The organism is Pseudomonas sp. HN2-3 (assembly GCF_020691745.1).
In the GTDB taxonomy this organism is placed as follows: Bacteria; Pseudomonadota; Gammaproteobacteria; order Pseudomonadales; family Pseudomonadaceae; genus Aquipseudomonas; species Aquipseudomonas capeferrum.
This window is the reverse complement of sequence record NZ_CP085704.1, coordinates 602,184-620,750: the sequence shown is the minus strand read 5'-3', so window position 1 is coordinate 620,750 and position 18,567 is coordinate 602,184. Positions and strand designations below refer to the sequence as shown.

The 18,567-nt window shown below is 64.6% G+C and carries 18 protein-coding genes and 1 riboswitch; of the genes, 14 read left to right on the top strand and 4 right to left on the bottom strand.

From position 1 onward, the window contains the following. Positions 1 to 5: 5 nt before the first annotated feature. The 6 genes from eutC (at position 6) to LJX93_RS02790 (ending at position 4,552) form a co-directional block, all read left to right on the top strand. A complete protein-coding gene (eutC, locus tag LJX93_RS02815; RefSeq protein WP_033703509.1) occupies positions 6 to 824 on the top strand; it encodes an ethanolamine ammonia-lyase subunit EutC in 819 nt (272 codons plus the stop codon). 108 nt (positions 825 to 932) lie between these two features. Then, on the top strand, positions 933 to 1,391 hold the full coding sequence (locus tag LJX93_RS02810) for a GNAT family N-acetyltransferase (RefSeq protein WP_033703415.1): 459 nt from the start codon (positions 933 to 935) through the stop codon (positions 1,389 to 1,391). Between the two features lie 189 nt (positions 1,392 to 1,580). Further along, positions 1,581 to 2,228 carry a DedA family protein gene (locus tag LJX93_RS02805; protein ID WP_033703417.1) on the top strand — a complete coding sequence of 216 codons (648 nt, stop codon included), beginning with the start codon at positions 1,581 to 1,583 and terminating at the stop codon, positions 2,226 to 2,228. Positions 2,229 to 2,236: 8 nt separating this feature from the next. Then, positions 2,237 to 3,052 carry a zinc-dependent peptidase gene (locus tag LJX93_RS02800; RefSeq protein WP_033703418.1) on the top strand — a complete coding sequence of 272 codons (816 nt, stop codon included), beginning with the start codon at positions 2,237 to 2,239 and terminating at the stop codon, positions 3,050 to 3,052. 92 nt (positions 3,053 to 3,144) lie between these two features. Further along, positions 3,145 to 3,672, top strand: a complete 528-nt coding sequence (gene ppa / locus LJX93_RS02795; protein WP_016497835.1) for an inorganic diphosphatase — start codon at positions 3,145 to 3,147, stop codon at positions 3,670 to 3,672. A 178-nt stretch (positions 3,673 to 3,850) separates the two neighbouring features. Then, positions 3,851 to 4,552, top strand: coding sequence for an XRE family transcriptional regulator (locus LJX93_RS02790; RefSeq protein ID WP_227696732.1), 702 nt, complete (start codon positions 3,851 to 3,853; stop codon positions 4,550 to 4,552). 287 nt (positions 4,553 to 4,839) lie between these two features. Here the strand turns inward: LJX93_RS02790 and LJX93_RS02785 are convergent, their stop codons facing one another. After that, positions 4,840 to 7,779, bottom strand: coding sequence for a TonB-dependent receptor (locus LJX93_RS02785; RefSeq protein WP_227696731.1), 2,940 nt, complete (start codon positions 7,777 to 7,779; stop codon positions 4,840 to 4,842). Between the two features lie 188 nt (positions 7,780 to 7,967). Here LJX93_RS02785 and LJX93_RS02780 point away from each other — a divergent pair, with 188 nt between their 5' ends. From LJX93_RS02780 to LJX93_RS02745, 8 genes are all read left to right on the top strand, one after another. Further along, positions 7,968 to 8,507 (top strand): sigma-70 family RNA polymerase sigma factor, encoded by a 540-nt coding sequence (locus LJX93_RS02780; protein ID WP_033703427.1) that lies wholly within the window; start codon positions 7,968 to 7,970, stop codon positions 8,505 to 8,507. Beyond that, the gene (locus LJX93_RS02775; protein WP_033703429.1) at positions 8,500 to 9,444 is read left to right on the top strand and encodes a FecR domain-containing protein; all 945 of its coding nucleotides are present in this window, start codon (positions 8,500 to 8,502) and stop codon (positions 9,442 to 9,444) included. The genes LJX93_RS02780 and LJX93_RS02775 overlap by 8 nt, the downstream gene beginning before the upstream one ends. A 30-nt stretch (positions 9,445 to 9,474) precedes the next feature. Continuing rightward, positions 9,475 to 10,365, top strand: a complete 891-nt coding sequence (locus LJX93_RS02770) for an alpha/beta hydrolase (RefSeq protein ID WP_227696729.1) — start codon at positions 9,475 to 9,477, stop codon at positions 10,363 to 10,365. A 161-nt stretch (positions 10,366 to 10,526) separates the two neighbouring features. Continuing rightward, positions 10,527 to 10,668, top strand: a riboswitch (FMN riboswitch). An 80-nt stretch (positions 10,669 to 10,748) separates the two neighbouring features. Continuing rightward, positions 10,749 to 11,399: a 3,4-dihydroxy-2-butanone-4-phosphate synthase gene (gene ribB, locus LJX93_RS02765; RefSeq protein WP_033703431.1), complete on the top strand. Its 651-nt coding sequence runs from the start codon at positions 10,749 to 10,751 to the stop codon at positions 11,397 to 11,399. Between the two features lie 114 nt (positions 11,400 to 11,513). Beyond that, complete coding sequence (locus LJX93_RS02760; RefSeq protein WP_033703432.1) at positions 11,514 to 11,756, top strand: exodeoxyribonuclease VII small subunit; 243 nt, start codon at positions 11,514 to 11,516, stop codon at positions 11,754 to 11,756. Continuing rightward, complete coding sequence (ispA, locus tag LJX93_RS02755) at positions 11,753 to 12,640, top strand: (2E,6E)-farnesyl diphosphate synthase (RefSeq protein WP_033703434.1); 888 nt, start codon at positions 11,753 to 11,755, stop codon at positions 12,638 to 12,640. The genes LJX93_RS02760 and ispA overlap by 4 nt, the downstream gene beginning before the upstream one ends. Before the next feature lie 96 nt (positions 12,641 to 12,736). Further along, complete coding sequence (dxs, locus tag LJX93_RS02750; protein ID WP_227696728.1) at positions 12,737 to 14,632, top strand: 1-deoxy-D-xylulose-5-phosphate synthase; 1,896 nt, start codon at positions 12,737 to 12,739, stop codon at positions 14,630 to 14,632. Positions 14,633 to 14,756: 124 nt separating this feature from the next. Further along, a complete protein-coding gene (locus LJX93_RS02745) occupies positions 14,757 to 16,631 on the top strand; it encodes a TonB-dependent receptor domain-containing protein (RefSeq protein WP_227696727.1) in 1,875 nt (624 codons plus the stop codon). On the opposite strand, the gene LJX93_RS02740 is transcribed toward LJX93_RS02745, so the two are convergent. From LJX93_RS02740 to ribA, 3 genes are read right to left on the bottom strand one after another with little or no spacing between them, the layout of a single operon-like run. After that, the gene (locus LJX93_RS02740) at positions 16,609 to 17,421 is read right to left on the bottom strand and encodes a cobalamin-binding protein (protein ID WP_033703438.1); all 813 of its coding nucleotides are present in this window, start codon (positions 17,419 to 17,421) and stop codon (positions 16,609 to 16,611) included. The two genes, LJX93_RS02745 and LJX93_RS02740, sit on opposite strands and share 23 nt — an antisense overlap. Next, positions 17,421 to 17,840, bottom strand: coding sequence for a hypothetical protein (locus tag LJX93_RS02735; RefSeq protein WP_047583478.1), 420 nt, complete (start codon positions 17,838 to 17,840; stop codon positions 17,421 to 17,423). Before LJX93_RS02735 ends, LJX93_RS02740 begins: the two co-directional genes overlap by 1 nt. Further along, positions 17,837 to 18,454 (bottom strand): GTP cyclohydrolase II, encoded by a 618-nt coding sequence (gene ribA / locus LJX93_RS02730; RefSeq protein WP_033703440.1) that lies wholly within the window; start codon positions 18,452 to 18,454, stop codon positions 17,837 to 17,839. Before ribA ends, LJX93_RS02735 begins: the two co-directional genes overlap by 4 nt. Positions 18,455 to 18,567 lie beyond the last annotated feature (113 nt).

The window sequence follows — 18,567 nt, the reverse complement described above, 5'->3', positions numbered from 1 at the left end:
TGACCATGGACCATCGCACAGCAACCCCCGACAACCCCTGGCTGGCCCTGCGCACGCTGACCCCGGCCCGTATCGCCCTGGGCCGCGCCGGCACCAGCCTGCCGACCGGTGCACAACTGGACTTCCAGTTCGCCCACGCCCAAGCCCGCGATGCCGTGCACCTGCCGTTCGACCATGCGGGGCTGACGGCCCAACTTACTGAGCGCGGGCGCGACAGCCTGGTGGTGCACAGCGCCGCGAGCGACCGCGACCAGTACCTGCAACGCCCCGACCTGGGGCGACGGCTGAACGAAGACTCGATTGCGGCCCTGCGTCAGCATGCCGAGGCCAACCCGGGCGGTGTCGACCTGGCCATCGTGGTCGCCGACGGCCTCTCGGCCCTGGCCGTGCACCGTCACACCTTGCCTTTTTTGACCCGCTTCGAGGAACAGGCCGCAGCCGACGGCTGGACCAGCGCCCCGGTGGTGCTGGTGGAGCAGGGCCGGGTGGCGGTGGCGGACGAGGTGGGCGAGTTGCTCGGCGCACGCATGACCGTGATGCTGATCGGCGAACGCCCGGGGTTGAGCTCGCCCGACAGCCTCGGCCTGTATTTCACCTACGCACCACGGGTCGGCCTGACTGACGCCTACCGCAATTGCATCTCCAACGTGCGCCTGGAAGGCCTGAGCTACGGCATGGCGGCCCACCGCCTGCTGTATTTGATGCGTGAGGCCTGTCGCCGGCAGCTTTCCGGGGTGAATCTGAAGGACGAAGCCGAGGTCCATAGCCTCGACAGCGATACCCCCGCCAGCCAAAAAGGAAACTTCCTACTCGGAAAAGAGTAAAAATCATGTCACGGAAGGCGGATTGCGCTTCTCGCCCGCATTGGGCAGCATGCTGTCGAGCGCGACTTGCAAACCGCTGTTTCCCCAAATGGATCCTGAGGGCCGCACATGCGTATCATCAAGGCAACCCTGGAACACCTCGACCTGCTGACCCCGCTGTTCGTCAAATACCGCGAGTTCTATGGGCAATTGCCCTACCCGGACAGCTCGCGCAGCTTTCTGGAAAAACGCCTGAGACGCGATGAGTCGGTGATCTATCTGGCACTGCCCGATGACGACGATAGCAAGCTGCTGGGCTTCTGCCAGCTGTACCCGAGCTTTTCGTCGCTGTCGCTCAAGCGCGTGTGGATCCTCAACGACATCTACGTGGCCGAGGACTCGCGGCGCATGTTGGTGGCCGATCACCTGATGCGCGAAGCGAAGAAGATGGCCAAACAGACCAATGCCGTACGCATGCGGGTTTCGACCAGCGCCAATAACGAGGCGGCGCGCAAGACCTACGCGTCCATCGGGTTTCGCAAGGACACCGAGTTCGAGAGCTACATCCTGCCGATCCAGCCGGATTGACCTGTTCCGGCCGCTTCGCGGGTTCAGCCGCGAAGCGGTCAGTGCAGGCCATGCCGCCTCCGGTAACCCCCCGCTACAAACTCCCCGGGCATGATCCTCACTTCGCCGTATAATGGCCCACTTGTCATGTGTGAAAGTTTACCCATCCCCAGGTAACTGAGCCTACGCCCAAGAACACAGGTGCTGTACATGGATTTCAACCCGCTGGACCTTATCCTGCATCTCGATGCTTACCTCGATCTGCTGGTCACCAATTACGGTCCCTGGATCTACGCCATCCTGTTCACCGTGATCTTCTGCGAAACCGGCCTGGTGGTGATGCCGTTCCTGCCGGGCGATTCGCTGCTGTTCATCGCCGGCGCCGTGGCGGCCGGTGGCGGCATGGACCCGGTGCTGCTGGCGGGCCTGCTGATGGCCGCGGCAATCCTGGGTGACAGTACCAATTACGTGATTGGCCGAACGGCCGGCGAGCGGTTGTTCAACAACCCTAACTCGAAAATATTCCGCCGCGACTACCTGCAGCGCACCCACGAATTCTATGAGCGCCATGGCGGCAAGACCGTGACCCTGGCGCGCTTCCTGCCGATCTTGCGCACCTTCGCGCCGTTCGTCGCCGGCATCGCCCACATGCACTACCCGCGTTTCCTGGGCTTCAGCGTCGCCGGTTCGCTGCTGTGGGTGGGTGGCCTGGTGACCTTGGGTTACTTCTTCGGCAACGTGCCGTTCATCAAGCAGCATCTGTCGTTGATGGTGGTCGGCATCATCTTCCTGTCGCTGGTACCGATGGTGCTCGGCCTGCTGCGCGGTCGCCTGGGCCGTACAGCCAAGGCGCACTGACCACCGCCATGTGGTCTTTCAGCGCCTGGCGGCGCCAGCGTACCCTGGCGCGCTACCCGATCGCCCCCGAGCAATGGCAGGCCGTTCGCGAGCACTTGCCGTTACTCGACGGCATCAGCGCTGAAGAAGACCACTGGTTGCGCGAAGCCTGCATCCTGTTTCTGCACGAAAAGCACCTGACCACCCTGCCCGGTGTCGAGCCAAGCGACGAACAGCGCCTGTTCCTGGCGGCCCAGGCCCAGTTGCCTTTGCTGCACCTGGGCGAGCTGAACTGGTACCAGGGCTTTCACGAGATCATTCTCTACCCCGACGACTTCAAAAGCCCCCAGCGCCACCGCGACGCCAGCGGCGTGGAGCACGTGTGGGACGGCGAGCACAGCGGCGAAGCCTGGCAACAGGGCCCGGTGATTCTGGCCTGGAACGGTGTGCTGGCCAGCGGTGGGTGGGAGGCCTACAACCTGGTCATCCATGAGCTGGCGCACAAGCTCGACATGCTCAACGGCGATGCCAACGGCCTGCCGCCGCTGCACAGCGGCATGCCGGTGGATGAATGGGCGAGTGCCATGCAACAGGCCTATGACGACCTCAATCGCCAGCTGGATCTCAACCCCGACGCCGAAACCGCCATCGACCCGTACGCGGCGGAAAACCCGGCGGAATTCTTTGCCGTCACCAGCGAATATTTCTTCAGCGCCCCCGACCTGCTGCAGCAGGCCTACCCACAGGTGTACCAGCAACTGTCGCTGTTCTACCGCCAGGACCCTTTGGCGCGTCTTGGCCGGTTGCAGGCCGAACACCCCGCTTACCGCGAAAGCCACGCCTGACGCGGCCGCACATCAGGGCAGGCGTGGCATGCCCTGGCGGAATGTGCCTATAATCGCCGCCACTTTTTGGTCAAACACGGGGGCACTGCCCAATGAGCTACAGCAAGATTCCGGCGGGCAAAGACCTGCCGAACGACATCTACGTCGCCATCGAGATCCCGGCCAACCACGCGCCGATCAAATACGAAATCGACAAGGACAGCGACACCCTGTTCGTCGACCGTTTCATGGCTACCCCGATGTTCTACCCAGCCAACTATGGCTTTATCCCGAACACCCTGGCCGACGACGGTGATCCGCTGGACGTGCTGGTCGTGACCCCGTACCCGGTTGCCCCAGGTTCGGTCATCCGCGCCCGCCCGGTCGGCATCCTGAACATGACCGACGACGGCGGCGGCGACGCCAAGGTCATCGCTGTTCCGCACGACAAGCTGTCCCAGCTGTATGTCGACGTCAAGGAATACACCGACCTGCCGGCCCTGCTGATCCAGCAGATCGAGCACTTCTTCGCGAACTACAAAGATCTCGAGAAGGGCAAGTGGGTCAAGATCGAAGGCTGGGATGGCGCCGACGCCGCCCGCGCCGCAATCACCAAATCGGTTGCTGCCTACAAGGGCTGATACCGATTGCTGAAAAACCCCGCCCAGGCGGGGTTTTTTTATGCGCTCACGATGGCCCGACCAGTAAAAAGTCCTACGCCGCCCTACTCCAACGCCCTACAACCAAGCACTTTTCGCACAAAGCGCATCAACACCCGGTTCATATCCGCACTGGCACACGGCCGCTACACTCGCGGCCATGAACACATCCGGTGACCGCCTCAAAGCCCTGCTTCACGAATGTGGCTTGACCCCTTCCGATTTCGCCGCCCAGCGCAGCGTCACACCCCAGCACGTCAACAACTGGTTCAAGCGCGGTGTTCCGTTGGCGCGTCTCGACGAAATGGCCGACCTGTTTTGTGTACACCGCCGCTGGCTGCGCAGTGGTGAAGGCCCCAAGCACCCCAACCCGATCTTGCGCAGCGGCCCACCACCGCCCACCCACGACACCCCGCCCTCCCCGCTGTCGGCCCACGGCGGCCGGATGCTGCAAGTGCCCCTGCATGAATTGCATAACGGCCGGCTTGCCCCGGTTGCCAGCAAACACCTGCGCCTGCCCTGCAAGGCACTGAAGACCTTGGGCGTTGCTGCAGACCAGGCGATCTGCCTGGCCATGCCTGCCGCCAACATGGCCCCGCTGATCCCGCAGGAGGCTACCTTGGCTGTGGACCTGGGCATGACCAAGGTGATCGAGGGCGAAACCTACGCCCTGCTGCACAATGGCACGCTCAGGGTAAACAACCTCAGCCTCGGCCAGCATGGCACCCTGTACCTGCACAGCCACGACCGGCGCAACTACGCCGTCGAGCGCTACACCCGCGCCCAACGCCAGGCACAGGGCCTGGAGATTCTCGGCTGGGTCTTCCACTGGTCGCATTTCCGCCGGCAGCGCCCCGGCTGAAACACACTGTGCCATTTTTTGCTGGGCATCCTGCGCGAGCCCTTGTATGCTACGCGGCACATTTAGCCCCGCCCGGCGCAAGCCGCGGTCCAGAGGGCTCGGCGACACCCCATACGGGCGTTTGCCATCTCTATCAGGTCCTTGTGACCACACAGTTAAGGCGGTTGCGGCTTACCATAAATTAGTCGGAAGCGTCCCCGAGAAGCCGGCCACAAGCCGGCTTTTTAATGCCTGCAGAAAATGCAGGACGATGGCAAAACCCGCTGCGCCATCGCCCTCACCTTCCTTCAGAACCGCGCCACCATCCCCATCCGCACCGTGCGCCCCGGTGCCGGCATGAAGCTCTGCGCCAGCGGATCCAGGTAATAGCGATCGGTCAGGTTCTGCAGCGAAACATTCACCTCGGTGTTCTCCAGCAACTTGTACTTGAGGAACAGATCGAACAGTGCCACCGAGCGGTACTCGACCTGCGGCGTGGTGGCGCCGGACTGCCAGGGTTTGTCGAGGGTGCTGGTGGGGCCGGAGGTGTAGGTCACGCGCCCGCCCAGCGTCAACGCCTCGTCGAAGAAGCGCAGGCCGGTGGTCAGGTTGCCTGAGAAGCGCGGCGGGTTTTGGGTGTTGGTGTAGGAGCCCATGAAGCTGCCCGGGGTGCAGTTGGGCGTGTCCTGGGTCTTCTGGTAGGGGTTGGCCGTGGCGCGCAATTTGCTGGCAAACGCCGCGTCGCAGGTTTCGGTCTTGAGGTAGTAAGTGGCCGACAGGTCGGTGAACACGCGGCCGGCATCGTAGTGCGATTGCAGCTCAAGGCCACGGGTGCTGAAGCTGTCGGTGTTGCTGAAGGTCATCTGGCCCCACAAACCTGGGCTTGGGTCGTAGTAGCGGGTGATGTAATTCTTGATGTGGTTGTCGAAGAAGGCCAGTTTGATCGCCGCCGAGTCGTGCGCGGTAAAGAGGTTGTCGCGCAAGGCGCTGACGCCGATTTCCCAGCTCTGCGAGCGCTCGGGCTTGAGGCTTTTGCCGGGGGTGACTTGCTGGGTGCCCTGGCTGGTCTCGAACAGTGAAGGCAGGCGCAGGCCTTGGGTGTAGGTGACGTAGAAGAACGTGTCGGGTATCAGCTCGACATTGATGCCGAAAGCCGGCGCGAAGCCGCCGCCGCTACTGCTGCCCTGCGGGGTGTGGTCGTAGCCTGTGACCACGCTGCTGATGCCTTCTGGGTTGACCTCCACGCGGGTCGCACCGAAGTCGTTGAAGCGCACGCCGTTGAACGGCTCGTTGCTGTTGCCGAAGACGATGCCGTTGTTCAGGCGCGGGTCGGTGGCGTCGGTGTACTGGCCGTTCTGGTCGGGGAACCAGGTCATGCTGCCCCAGCCCTTGGGGCCGCTCGCCGAGATATAGCGCACCTCGCGATCCTCACGCCGGGCGCTGGCCAGCACGGTGTTGTCCTTGGTGCGGAAGTGGCTGTACCGGCCACCACCCCACAGGGTCAGTTGCTCGATCGGCTGGTACTCGAGCTTGCCGTTGAAGCTGAACGCCTGCCTGGATGCATCGCGCAGGGTGCGGTTGGCATCGATGTCGTGCTGGGTGATCAGCACATTCTTCTGCGGTTGCAGGTCTTCAAGCTGGAACGCGCCGCCCAGGTCCAGTGTGAAGTCGCCATGGGCGGTCTGGAATTTGGAGACGTTGTTCAGGTCGCCGCCGATACGGCGGTTGTCCTGGCGTGTCCAGCTGCGGTCCGTACGAAACAGCTGGGAAACCGGTGCAGTCCATGACGAACTCAACGTGCTGGTCTTGGCGTCGGTCATCCACAGGTTGCTGGTCAGGTCGACCCACGGGTTGCCGGCAGGCAGGTAGTGATAGCGCGCGGTGTAGGTATCGATCTTCACCTCGCCCAGGGGGAACTGGTAGATACCCGCAGTACCGTAGCGGTAGATGTCAGAAGGCATGATTTCGGCGCTGCGCCCATCGTAGCGGCGGTAGCCCAAGTCCAAGGTGTGATCGTCGGCGATGCGCCAGGTGGCCTTGAGCAGGTACGAGTCGGTTTTCGAGGAAGAGTTGAGCACTTCCTCGCCCGCGTTGTAGGTGCTCGCCACGCTGGGCTGTTCACTGCCGTACTGGTTATAGATGCGGTAGCGATCCTGGCCCTTCTTGCCGGAGAAATAGTTACCTTGATTGCGGTGCGCATATGCCGCCACCACGTCCAGGCGCTCGCTGGTGAAGGCAAACGCGGCACTGCCAGATTCAGCCTCGGAGCCGAACAGGCTGGCGCGGTTGTCGCGGGGTGGCGCGGTGAGGTTTTCATCCTTGGCGCTGGCGCTGCGATGAGCGGGGGCTACGCCGTTGTCCCAGAGGTCGCCCTTGAGGCGCACGCCGACCTGGTTGCCGTCGACCAGAATGTCCTGCACGCCGATGGTCTGCATTTCAACCGTGCCGCCAATCGCCCCAGACTTGGTCGACGGGCCTTTGTTCACGGTCAGGCTGCTGATCAGGTCGGGGTCGATGTAACTGCGTTGCTGGGTGCCGCCATAACCGCGATAGACGTCCAGGGCCTGCTCCGAACCATCGACCTTGACTGCCACCCGGCTCTGCCCCTGGATACCGCGGATGTTGACGTCCAGGGCACCGCCATTGCGCGTATCACCGACCTGCACGCCGGGCACGCCGTTGAGCAGATCGCCTGCGGAAACACGGCCGAAGCGGTCGATCTGTTCGCTGTTCAGGTGCACCGAAGAGCGTGGCGCCCTGTAGGTATCCGCCTCTGGCCCCTGGGCGGCGGCCTCGACCATCGTCGGCGATAACTCGGCCGCCGCATTCGGCGCAGCACGCTGGGCGATCAGCACGTAGCTCCCGGTCGAGCTCGGCACCAGTTGCAACCCGGCGTTGGCCAGCAACCGCTGGATACCCTCGCTGACTGTATACCGGCCCTTCAAGGCCGGCGCCGTACGCCCACGGGTCAACTCAGGGTCGTAGGACAGCAGTAGCCCGGACTGGCTGGTGAAGCTGCCCAGGGCTGCGCCCAGCGGGCCCGGGGCAATGTTGTAGTCACGCGGTGTGGCATCGTCCAGGCGGGTGGCGGCGAGCGCAGCCGTGCCGGTGTTCTGTGCCAGGGCCAGGCTGCTGTTCAACAGGCCGGCGCCGCAGCAGCCGATCATCGTGCAACGCAGGGCAAACGTGATGGGCGCCAGGCAAAGTCGAGGGCGCGGAGCAGGTGAAGGACAACGTACTGGGAGCATGCTTATCTCGCTCGTAGGGTTTGCGCCCACCACTGGCTGCGGGCTGTTACCTCCTCTGTCGCACGAGATCGAAAAAAGGATATGGGGGCATGAGCACCGGCTGAATTTACCGATTCGGCCTTGTGATCTGAGCAATTCTAGTGATAATGGTTTTCATTTGCGACCGTCATGTACCGATTCAACCGACGATGAATGCGCCCTTTTCCCCGCCGAACAGTACCGAGCCGTGCAGCGTCGAGACGCTGTACATCGAGAATCACGCCTGGTTACGCAACTGGCTCGCCTACCGGCTGAGGTCGTGGGGGCGCGGCGTGGCCGATGATCTGGCGCACGATATCTTCTTGCGGGTGCTGACCAGCCGAGAGGGCGCGCGGGCCGAACCGATCCGCCAGCCACGCGCCTACCTGACCCGCATCGCCAATTGCGTACTGGTCAGTTGGCGCCGCCGGCAGTCGCTGGAACGCGCCTGGCTCGAAGCCCTGCTGCTGCTGCCAGAACCCGAGCACCCTTCGCCTGAGCTGCAAAGCGTGATCCTGGAAACCTTGCACGAGATCGATGCGCTGCTCGACACCTTGCGCCCACGGGTCAGGCAGGCGTTTCTGATGGCGACGCTGGACGGCATGAAGCAGAAGGACATCGCCGTAGCCCTGAACATCGCATTGCCGACCGTCAAGAAGTACATCCACGAGGCCTACCTCACCTGCCTGACGCAGATGCCCGATGAATAGCGGCACTACCACGCTTGACGCTGCCATCCCCCAGCAGGTGCTTGCCCAGGCGGCCTCCTGGCTGATGCTGATGCAGGAGGGGCCGTTGCTGCCGGCCCAACAGCGCGAGCTGGAGCGCTGGCGGCTTGCCAGTGCCGACCACGAGCGCGCGTGGAAACGGGCGCAGCACCTGCTCACGCGCCTGGGCAGCGTGCCGCCCACGCTGGCCAAGCAGACCTTGGACCGCCCGACGGGCAGGCGCGCCGTGCTGCGCGGGCTGCTCCTGCTGATGGGCGCCGCCCCCCTCAGTTGGTGGGCATGGCGCTCGCAGGCCGGCGACTACCGGACGTCGCTGGGCGAGCGCCAGCACGCACGGCTGGCCGACGGCACGCAGATCACCCTCAACAGCGACAGCGCGGTGGACGTGCTGTTCGATAGCGCGCAACGCTTGCTGCACCTGCGCCGGGGCGAGCTGTACATCGTTACCGCTGCCGACCCCCGCCCACTCCTGGCGCGAACCCAACAGGGCCAGTTGCTTGCCCTGGGCACGCGGTTCAGCGTGCGCCAACTGGCCGATGAAACCGTGGTCGCCGTTTATGAAGGTGCTGTGCAGGTACGCCCTGAGCGCGCCAGCGTGGCGCCAGGCGAGCACATCATCCAGGCCGGGCAACAAGTGCGCTTCAGCCGTGAGCACCTGGGCAGCATCGAGGCGGTGCGGGAAACCACCCTGGCTTGGCGTAACGGGCTGCTGGTGGCCGACGACATGCCGCTGCGCCAGTGGACGCAAGAACTGACGCGCTACACCGACCAGCACCTTGAATGCGACCCTGCCCTGGGCGAGCTGCGGGTGTCTGGCACGTTCCCGGTCGATGACTTGCCACTGGCCTTGGCCATGCTGGCGCAAACCTACAGGCTGCAGGTTCGCCAGACCGGCCGGCAGGTGTTTATCAGCCGTTGACCACCCTATACGACCGAGCGAGATTCCCCGATGAGCAAGATGCCCCTGTACCTGGCCATGGCGCTGGCCCTGGCTGCGCCCGCCGCTTTGGCGAAGCCGGAACGCGAGCAGAAGATGGACACTTCACTGCTGCAGCGCCAGGACCTGGCCTACCGCTTCAGCCAGCTGGACCTGGACTCGGCCGACGGCCAGCGCCATTACCGCCTGTGGGTCGGCCAACCGGACCGCCCAGCCCCCGCCGCAGGCTACCCGGTGCTGTGGATGCTCGACGGCAATGCCGCGCTGGGCGCGCTGGACAGCGCACAGCTGAGCAAGCTCGCCGCCGGCCAGGCGCCGTTGCTGGTGGCCGTGGGTTACCAGACCGATCAGCGTATCGACCGAGCTGGGCGGACCTATGACTACACCCCGTCGGTACCCGGGCAGGTGCAGCAGCGTGACCCGCTGACCGGCCAGCCCAGCGGCGGCGTGGATGCATTCTTCGACCTGCTGAGCCAGCGCATGCGGCCGAGGGTGGCCGCCGTGGCGCCGATCGACCTGCAGCGGCAAACATTGTGGGGGCATTCCTATGGTGGCCTGGCGGTGCTGCATGCGCTGTTTACCCGGCCGGCCGAGTTCAGTGACTATGCAGCGGCCAGCCCGTCGTTGTGGTGGCGTGATGGGGTGATTGTTGGCGAAGCCCAGGGGCTGCAACAGCGCTTGGGTGATCACCGCCCGAGGTTGCTGCTGATGCGTGGTGGCGACGAGCCTTCGAGCCCGCGTGCATCTATGAAAAGCGATGGGGAGCAGCCGGCGCAGGCGCTGGCAGCGGACCTGGCCGACGTGCAGGGTTTGCAGGTGCGGTTCGAACGGTTTGACGGATTGGGGCATGGGCCGATGTTGCCGGCCTCGCTGAAGAAATTGATCGACGAGATGTCTTGGTAAACTTGTTCCGGCCTCCTTCGCGGGGCAAGCCCTCGCCTAGAGGATCACCACGGGCTCTGAGGGCAATGGAGCCCTTCTGTTGCTTCAGTTTCACCGCCGAAGGTCGCCTAAGGTCTTAGTCGCGCGGGTTGCCAGCAGGGTGGCACTGTGCTGTATGCTTGGCCGGTCTTCAGGGCGGGGTGCAAGTCCCCACCGGCGGTAAATCGAAAGATGAGCCCGCGAGCGCCCCGGCCATGCCGGGGGTCAGCAGATCTGGTGAGACTCCAGAGCCGACGGTCATAGTCCGGATGAAAGAAGGCGTCAGGCAGGGGCCATTCGGGCGCCTCTGCGCGCGCGTTTTGTTCGCCCCGAGACGTTCATCGATCATTCACGAGGAGCGTTTCATGTCACCTATGCTGCAAAAGCAATTCCCCAACCTTTCTGCCGCCATCGCCGCCTTCCAGGCCGGGCGCCCCGTGCTGCTGCTGGACGACGACGACCGCGAGGACGAAGCGGACATCATCGCCGCCGCCGAAAACATCTCGTTGCAAACCATGGCCATGATGATTCGCGACTGCAGCGGCATCGTCTGCCTGTGCCTGGACGAAGCCACCGTGGACGCACTGCAGCTGGCGCCGATGGTGCAGAACAACCAGGCGCGCCACGGCACCGGCTTCACCGTCACCATCGAAGCGGCCGAAGGCATCACCACCGGCGTTTCGGCGCACGACCGGATTACCACCATCGCGGCGGCGCTGAGCTCGACAGCCGAGCAACGCCATATCGTCAGCCCTGGGCACGTGTTCCCGCTGCGTGCGCGCAACGGCGGGGTGCTGACCCGTCGTGGCCATACCGAGGGTTCGGTAGACCTGGCGCGCCTGGCCGGGCTGCGGCCGGCAGCGGTGCTGTGCGAGCTGATGAACCCCGATGGCAGCATGGCCCGCGGGAAGCAGGTGGCGGTGTATGCGCGGCAGTACAATTTGCCGGTGCTGACCATTGAAGAGCTGGCGCAGTATCGCGAGGCGATGGTGGCCCGCGAAGCCGAGATTGCCTGATAAACCGGCGGGGCCGCGCTGCGGCCCCAAAGCCTGACTGACGTTCACAAGTTTGCTCCCCTTGCCCTGCTCTGCTAGTGTCGCGCCGTTAAGAACGCCACCGAGACAGCCGCCATGGCCCGCAAAAAAGCCTCCCTCGATTTCGAGCAATCCCTCGCAGACCTGCAAGCCCTGGTCGAGCGCCTGGAGAACGGCGAGTTGTCGCTGGAAGATTCGCTGGCCGCCTTCGAGCAAGGTATCGCCCTGACCCGCGATTGCCAGGGCGCACTGGCTCAGGCCGAACAGAAGGTGCAGATTCTTCTGGAACGCGACGGCGAGCTGGCAGCCCAACCCTTCGACGCCGAGCCGCAAGCATGATCAACAGCTACCAGGCCAACTGCCAGGCCCGCGTCGACGCCGCCCTCGAACCCCTGTTCGAAGCGCCAACCAAAGAGCTCGAGCGGCTCTATGCCGCCATGCGCTACAGCGTGATGAACGGCGGCAAGCGTGTGCGCCCGCTGCTCGCCTACGCGGCCTGCGAAGCGTTGGGTGCGCCTGCCGAACAGGCCAATGGCGCGGCCTGCGCGGTCGAGCTGATTCACGCGTACTCGCTGGTGCATGACGACCTGCCGGCGATGGACGACGACGACCTGCGCCGCGGCCAGCCCACCACCCACAAAGCCTTCGACGAAGCCTGCGCCATCCTGGCCGGTGATGGCCTGCAGAGCCTGGCCTTCAGCGCCCTGCTCGACACGCGCCTCAGCCCGCAGTCCGACACCCTGCGCCTGGCCATGGTTCAGGCCCTGGCCAAGGCTGCCGGCCCGGCGGGCATGGTCGGCGGCCAGGCCATCGACCTGGGGTCGGTGGGTATCAAACTGGACCAGCAAGCCCTGGAATTCATGCACCGGCACAAGACCGGTGCGCTGATCGAAGCCAGCGTGCGCCTCGGCGCCCTGGCCAGCGCCCGCGCCGAACAGGCGCAACTGGATGCCTTGCAGACCTACGCACAGGCCATCGGCCTGGCGTTCCAGGTGCAGGACGACATCCTCGACGTAGAAAGCGACACAGCCACCCTGGGCAAGCGCCAGGGCGCCGACATCGCACGTGACAAACCGACCTACCCGGCCCTGTTGGGCCTGGAAGCCGCCAAGGCCTATGCCATCGAACTGCGCGACCAGGCGCTGGTCGCATTGCAAGGGTTTGGGGAAAATGCCGAGCCCCTGCGGGCGCTGGCACGCTATATCGTCGAACGCCGCAACTAAGCACCGACGCCAATCCCGCACAACCCGTGGTCGAATGGGCACTTTTCCCACAATGGGGTAAACTGCCGCGTCTTCACACCTATAACGACTCGCCTGATGCCCACGACGTTTCAAGAGATCCCCCGCGAACGCCCGGTCACGCCGTTGCTCGACCGCGCTGACACGCCTGCCGGCCTGCGCCGGCTGGCCGAAGCCGACCTGGAGACCCTGGCCGACGAGTTGCGCCAGGAACTGCTCTACACCGTGGGTCAGACCGGTGGGCATTTTGGCGCCGGCCTGGGCGTCATCGAGCTGACGATCGCCCTGCACTACGTCTTCGACACCCCGGACGACCGGCTGGTATGGGACGTCGGCCACCAGGCCTACCCGCACAAGATCCTCACCGGCCGCCGCCAGCGCATGCTCAGCCTGCGCCAGAAGGACGGCATCGCCGCCTTCCCGCGTCGCAGCGAGAGTGAATACGACACCTTCGGCGTCGGCCACTCCAGCACCTCGATCAGCGCAGCGCTGGGCATGGCCATCGCCGCCCGCCTGCAGAACAGTGCACGCAAGTCGATCGCGGTGATCGGCGACGGCGCCCTGACCGCCGGCATGGCTTTCGAGGCGTTGAACCACGCCCAGGAAGTCAACGCCGACATGCTGGTGATCCTCAACGACAACGACATGTCGATTTCGCGCAATGTCGGCGGCCTGTCCAACTACCTGGCCAAGATCCTCTCCAGCCGCACCTACGCAAGCATGCGCGAGGGCAGCAAGAAGGTGCTCTCGCGCCTGCCTGGCGCCTGGGAAATCGCCCGCCGCACCGAGGAATACGCCAAAGGCATGCTGGTCCCAGGCACCCTGTTCGAAGAACTGGGCTGGAACTACATCGGCCCGATCGACGGCCACGACCTGCCGACCATGATCGCCACCCTGCGCAACATGCGTGACCTCAAGGGCCCGCAGTTCCTGCACGTGGTGACCAAAAAGGGCAAGGGCTTCGCCCCGGCCGAAGTCGACCCGATCGGCTACCACGCCATCACCAAGCTCGAACCTGCCGACAAGCCCGCCGCGCCGAAGAAGCCCAGCGGGCCCAAGTATTCCGCTGTGTTCGGCCAGTGGCTGTGCGACATGGCCGCCAGCGACAAGCGCCTGGTCGGCATCACCCCGGCGATGAAGGAAGGCTCTGACCTGGTCGACTTCAGCGAACGCTACCCGGAGCGCTACTTCGACGTGGCAATTGCCGAGCAGCACGCGGTGACCCTGGCTGCAGGCATGGCCTGCGAAGGCAGCAAGCCGGTGGTGGCGATCTATTCGACGTTCCTGCAGCGCGCCTATGACCAGTTGATCCACGACGTGGCGGTGCAGAACCTCGATGTGCTGTTAGCCATCGACCGCGCCGGCCTGGTCGGCGAAGACGGCCCGACCCACGCCGGCAGCTACGACCTGTCGTACCTGCGCTGCATCCCCGGCATGCTGGTGATGACCCCGAGCGACGAGAACGAGCTGCGCAAGATGCTCACCACCGGCCATCTGTACAACGGCCCGGCGGCGGTGCGCTACCCACGCGGTACGGGCCCCAACGCGCCGATCAGCAGCGACCTTGAACCCTTGGAGATCGGCAAGGGCGTCATCCGCCGCCAGGGTGAGAAGGTCGCCTTGCTGGTGTTCGGCGTGCAACTGAGCGAGGCCTTGCAGGCTGCCGAGCAGATCAATGCCACAGTGGTCGACATGCGCTTCGTCAAGCCGCTGGACGAGGCACTGGTACTCGAACTGGCTGCCAACCATGAGCTGCTGGTAACCATCGAAGAGAACGCCATCATGGGCGGTGCGGGGGCTGCCGTGGGCGAGTTCCTGGCCAGCCAGGCGGTGACCAAGCCGCTGCTGCACCTGGGGCTGCCAGACCTTTATGTCGAGCATGCCAAGCCTGCGCAGATGCTGGCTGAGTGTGGGCTGGATGTGGCTGGGATCGAGGCTTCGGTCAAGGCTCGGATGGCCAAGCTCGGGCTGTAATCCTTGGGGCCGCTTTGCGGCCCATTCGCGGGACAAGCCCGCTCCCACAAGTACATCACTCTTCTCGAGAACAGTGACAAACCTGTGGGAGCGGGCTTGTCCCGCGAATAGTCTGGAACTGCCCATGAAAATCCCGAGCTTCACCGCCACCCTCCTGTGCCTGCCACTTCCGCTCCTGGCCGCTGAACGCGACAACGCCCTGAAACTGCCCGACGTCCTGATCAGCGCCAACCGCCAGGTCGAGTCTCGCACCGCCACCAGCGCCGCCAATACCATCTTCACCCGCGCCGACATCGACCGCCTGCAACCCACCAGCGTCACCGACCTGCTGGCCCGTGTCCCAGGCGTGCAAGTGGCCCCCACCGGCGGGCGCGGCAGCGTGCCCGGCATTTTCATCCGCGGCACCAAGGCGGCGCAGAGCCTGGTACTGGTGGATGGCGTGCGCATCGCCAACGCTACCTCTGGCGACAGTGGCCTGCAGTTTCTCGACGTTGACCAGATAGAGCGTGTCGAGGTGCTGCGCGGCTCCCGCTCGGCGGTATACGGCAGCGACGCCATGGGTGGCGTGATCCAGATTTTCACCCGGCGCAGTAGCGGCCCCGGACTGCAGCCACGCCTGCGCCTGGCCGCCGGCAGCAACCAGACCTGGCAGCGCAGCCTGGGCCTGTCCGGTGGCGACGGCGCCACCCGCTTCAACCTGGGTGCCAGCCTGGACGAGACTGCCGGCATTGACGCCACCGGCCCCTCCTTTGCCAGCGACGGCGATCATGATGCGTTCCGTAACAAGTCACTCAACCTGAGCCTCAGCCACACCTTCGGCGAACGCTTCGAGGCAGGCCTGAACCTGCTCGACAGCCGCGGGCGCAGTGAATACGACAATCCGTACGGTGGCTTTGACCCGGTCACTTTCGAAAGCTTCGGGCAAAAACCCTACACCGACTTCAGCGTCAGCAGCCTGGGCTCTTACTTCGACGCCCAGCTCAACGACACCTGGCATTCGCGCCTGGAGCTTGCCCACAGCGAAAACCGTGACGACAAACGCGACAAGCTCAGCGATGAGCACTCCGTGTTCAACACCTATCGCGATCAGGTTACCTGGCAAAACGACCTGGCCCTGGGTGAGCAGCACAACCTGTTGATCGGCGGCGATTGGTACGAAGACCGCGTGCATGCCAGCACCGATTTCAACGAGGACAGCCGCTGGAACCGCGCCGCCTTCATTCAGCATCGCTACACGGGCGAGCGGTTCTCCACCGAACTGGGGGTGCGCCGTGACCAGAACCAGCAGTTCGGCGGCCAGACCACCTGGAGCGGTAGCCTTACCGTGCCCTTGAACACGCACAATGATGTGCTGCTGTCCTACAGCGAAGGCTTCCGGGCACCGACATTCAATGACCTGTATTACCCACAGTTCAGCAACCCCGACCTGAACCCGGAGCATTCCCGAAGCTACGAGTTGCAATGGCGCAGCCAGCTTGCCGCCGACAGCCGGCTGGAGACCTCGCTGTACCGCACCGACCTGCGCGATGCGATCATCTTTGGCCAGGACTCGATCCCACGCAATGTCGCCTCGGCGCGGGTCAACGGGTTTGAACTGTCACTCGATCAGCAATGGGGCGCGTGGCGCAGCCAGCTGGGGCTGGCGCTGATCGACCCACGTGACCGCGACAGCGGCCATACCCTCGCCCGCCGTGCCCGCCGTACCGTGAGCCTGGACCTGGACCGCGCATTCGGGCCGTTCAGCGTGGGCGGGAGCTGGCAAGCCGTCAGCAGCAGCTACGATGACGAAGCCAACCGCAACCAGCTCGCCGGCTTCGGCCTGCTCGGCCTGCGGGGTAGCTGGGCAGCAACGGATGAGCTGAAACTGGAAGCGAAGCTGGACAACCTGCTGGACCACAGCCACAGCCGTGCCCGGTACAGCTACGAGGGCGCCAGCCACGGTTACCGCGAGGAAGGCCGCACCGTGTTGCTGAGCGTCACCTGGACGCCGGCGCTCTAGCGTCGAGCAACGCACACAGGCGCGCGGTGGCCTCGATCATCTGCCCGCTGGGCCGCTCCAAGCCCTTGTCCGGCACCACCAACAGACGATCCCCAGCCACAGCACTCAGACGTGGCCAAGCCTCCCAACTTGCCAGCTGCGCCTGGTCACCCGCCAGAATCACCTGGGGGTCCTGCTGCAATACAGATTCCACGCTCACCTGGGGCGCCGGCTGGCTCAGATCGGCGAAAACATTGCGTGCGCCGCACACGGCCAGGGCATCGCTGACCACCTGCCGGCCACCCAGGGTGTACAACGGCTTGTCCCAGACTTGATAGAACACCCGCAGCGGCTGCTCACGCCGATACTGCTGACGCAGGTGCCGCAGCCTGTCGCGCAAGGTTTGCGCATAATGCCGGCCCTGCTGGTCACGGCCGACGCGCTGGGCGATGGCTTCGATCTGATCGATCAATTGGTCAATGCTATGGGGCTCGGCGCTGAACGCGGCGATGCCCAGGCGCTTGAGCTGATCACGCTGCGCTGGCGCGACACTGCCCGGCCACAGCAGCAGCAAGTCAGGCTTCAAGCTGAGCAGGCGCTCCATGTTCAGTTGCCCCAGACGGCCCACAGAAGGCACATCCTGCAGCGCTGGCGGGCGCTCGCCGCCGTCGAGCATGCCGACCAACAGGTCATCGGCCTGCAGCTCGAGCATGATCTCGCTCATCGAAGGCGCCAGGCTGACCACCCGCAGCGGCTCAGCCGCGCTGGCGGCACAGGCGCACAGCGCCAGCAGCCAGAGGAAGACGCGCATCAGCCCAGCTGACGAGGAATGCGGTACAGGTAGAGCACGACCACCGTGGACAGTGCCAGAAGAATCTGCGGCACCGCCTCCAGCCCCACCAGCACCGACAGCGCGGCGACCCAGGCAGGGAAGCAGGCATACAGCATGGCCAGGCGCCGCACCCGCGCCAGCTCGATCCAGGCTGCCGGCTCCTCGCTGCTGCCGAGCACCTTGGCGGTACTGATCAAGGCACGCTTGTAAGCGCCAAAGCGCGGCAGGCTGAGGAACATGGTCGCCGCACCGGCGATGAACAACGGCATGGCCAGCACCGGGATCAATGGATCACCGCCACCAAAAGCCCAGGCCATCACCGGCAGCGGCACCAGGCCTATCGCTAGGTATTGCCACCAGGCCAGGGCCAGGCGCCGCTTGACCTCGGCGCGGGTCACGCCTGGGGCACCTCGCCCTGGTGTTCGTTGCCCAGCATGTGGCCGAGCTTGCCGGCCTTGGTGGCCAGGTAGTAACGGTTGTGCGGGTTGTGCCCGGTATGCAGCGGCACACGTTCAGCGACGACGATGTTCATGTCGGTCAGGGCCTTGACCTTGCGCGGGTTGTTGGTCATCAGGCGCAGGGCCTTCACCCCCAGGTGCTCGAGCATCGGCAGGCAGATGGCATAGTCGCGCTGGTCGGCGGCAAAGCCCAGGCGTTCGTTGGCTTCGACGGTATCGGCGCCGCCGTCCTGCAGTTCGTAGGCGCGGATCTTGTTCAACAGGCCAATGCCGCGGCCTTCCTGGCGCAGGTACAGCAGCACGCCACGGCCTTCACGGGCGATGGCCTGCAGGGCAGCTTCCAGTTGCGAGCCGCAGTCACAGCGCTGGCTGAACAGGGCATCGCCGGTCAGGCACTCGGAATGCAGGCGCCCCAGCACCGGCTCGCCGTCCGCGATATCACCCAGGCTGAGCACCACATGCTCACGGCCGGTGGCTTCGTCGAGAAAGCCATGCATGGTGAAGGTCGCAAAGGGCGTCGGGAGTTTAGAGGCGGCAACAAAGACGACGGGCACGTTGTGCTCCTGGCATAAGTAGGAAATTTCTGTTGCGGCGATTGTATCAGCAGGTCGGCACCTGTGCGCTGGCTGAATACCGTCGCTTAAGATCGAAAAGTTCGATGCTTAGC

Coding starts and splice junctions, on each gene's coding strand:
- LJX93_RS02790 (WP_227696732.1), top strand. CDS start 3,851: ATGAACACATCCGGTGACCGCCTCAAAGCCCTGCTTCACGAATGTGGC.
- LJX93_RS02785 (WP_227696731.1), bottom strand. CDS start 7,779: ATGCTCCCAGTACGTTGTCCTTCACCTGCTCCGCGCCCTCGACTTTGC.
- LJX93_RS02775 (WP_033703429.1), top strand. CDS start 8,500: ATGAATAGCGGCACTACCACGCTTGACGCTGCCATCCCCCAGCAGGTG.
- LJX93_RS02805 (WP_033703417.1), top strand. CDS start 1,581: ATGGATTTCAACCCGCTGGACCTTATCCTGCATCTCGATGCTTACCTC.
- eutC (WP_033703509.1), top strand. CDS start 6: ATGGACCATCGCACAGCAACCCCCGACAACCCCTGGCTGGCCCTGCGC.
- LJX93_RS02770 (WP_227696729.1), top strand. CDS start 9,475: ATGAGCAAGATGCCCCTGTACCTGGCCATGGCGCTGGCCCTGGCTGCG.
- dxs (WP_227696728.1), top strand. CDS start 12,737: ATGCCCACGACGTTTCAAGAGATCCCCCGCGAACGCCCGGTCACGCCG.
- LJX93_RS02760 (WP_033703432.1), top strand. CDS start 11,514: ATGGCCCGCAAAAAAGCCTCCCTCGATTTCGAGCAATCCCTCGCAGAC.
- LJX93_RS02780 (WP_033703427.1), top strand. CDS start 7,968: ATGAATGCGCCCTTTTCCCCGCCGAACAGTACCGAGCCGTGCAGCGTC.
- ribB (WP_033703431.1), top strand. CDS start 10,749: ATGTCACCTATGCTGCAAAAGCAATTCCCCAACCTTTCTGCCGCCATC.
- LJX93_RS02745 (WP_227696727.1), top strand. CDS start 14,757: ATGAAAATCCCGAGCTTCACCGCCACCCTCCTGTGCCTGCCACTTCCG.
- ispA (WP_033703434.1), top strand. CDS start 11,753: ATGATCAACAGCTACCAGGCCAACTGCCAGGCCCGCGTCGACGCCGCC.
- LJX93_RS02810 (WP_033703415.1), top strand. CDS start 933: ATGCGTATCATCAAGGCAACCCTGGAACACCTCGACCTGCTGACCCCG.
- LJX93_RS02800 (WP_033703418.1), top strand. CDS start 2,237: ATGTGGTCTTTCAGCGCCTGGCGGCGCCAGCGTACCCTGGCGCGCTAC.
- LJX93_RS02740 (WP_033703438.1), bottom strand. CDS start 17,421: ATGCGCGTCTTCCTCTGGCTGCTGGCGCTGTGCGCCTGTGCCGCCAGC.
- ppa (WP_016497835.1), top strand. CDS start 3,145: ATGAGCTACAGCAAGATTCCGGCGGGCAAAGACCTGCCGAACGACATC.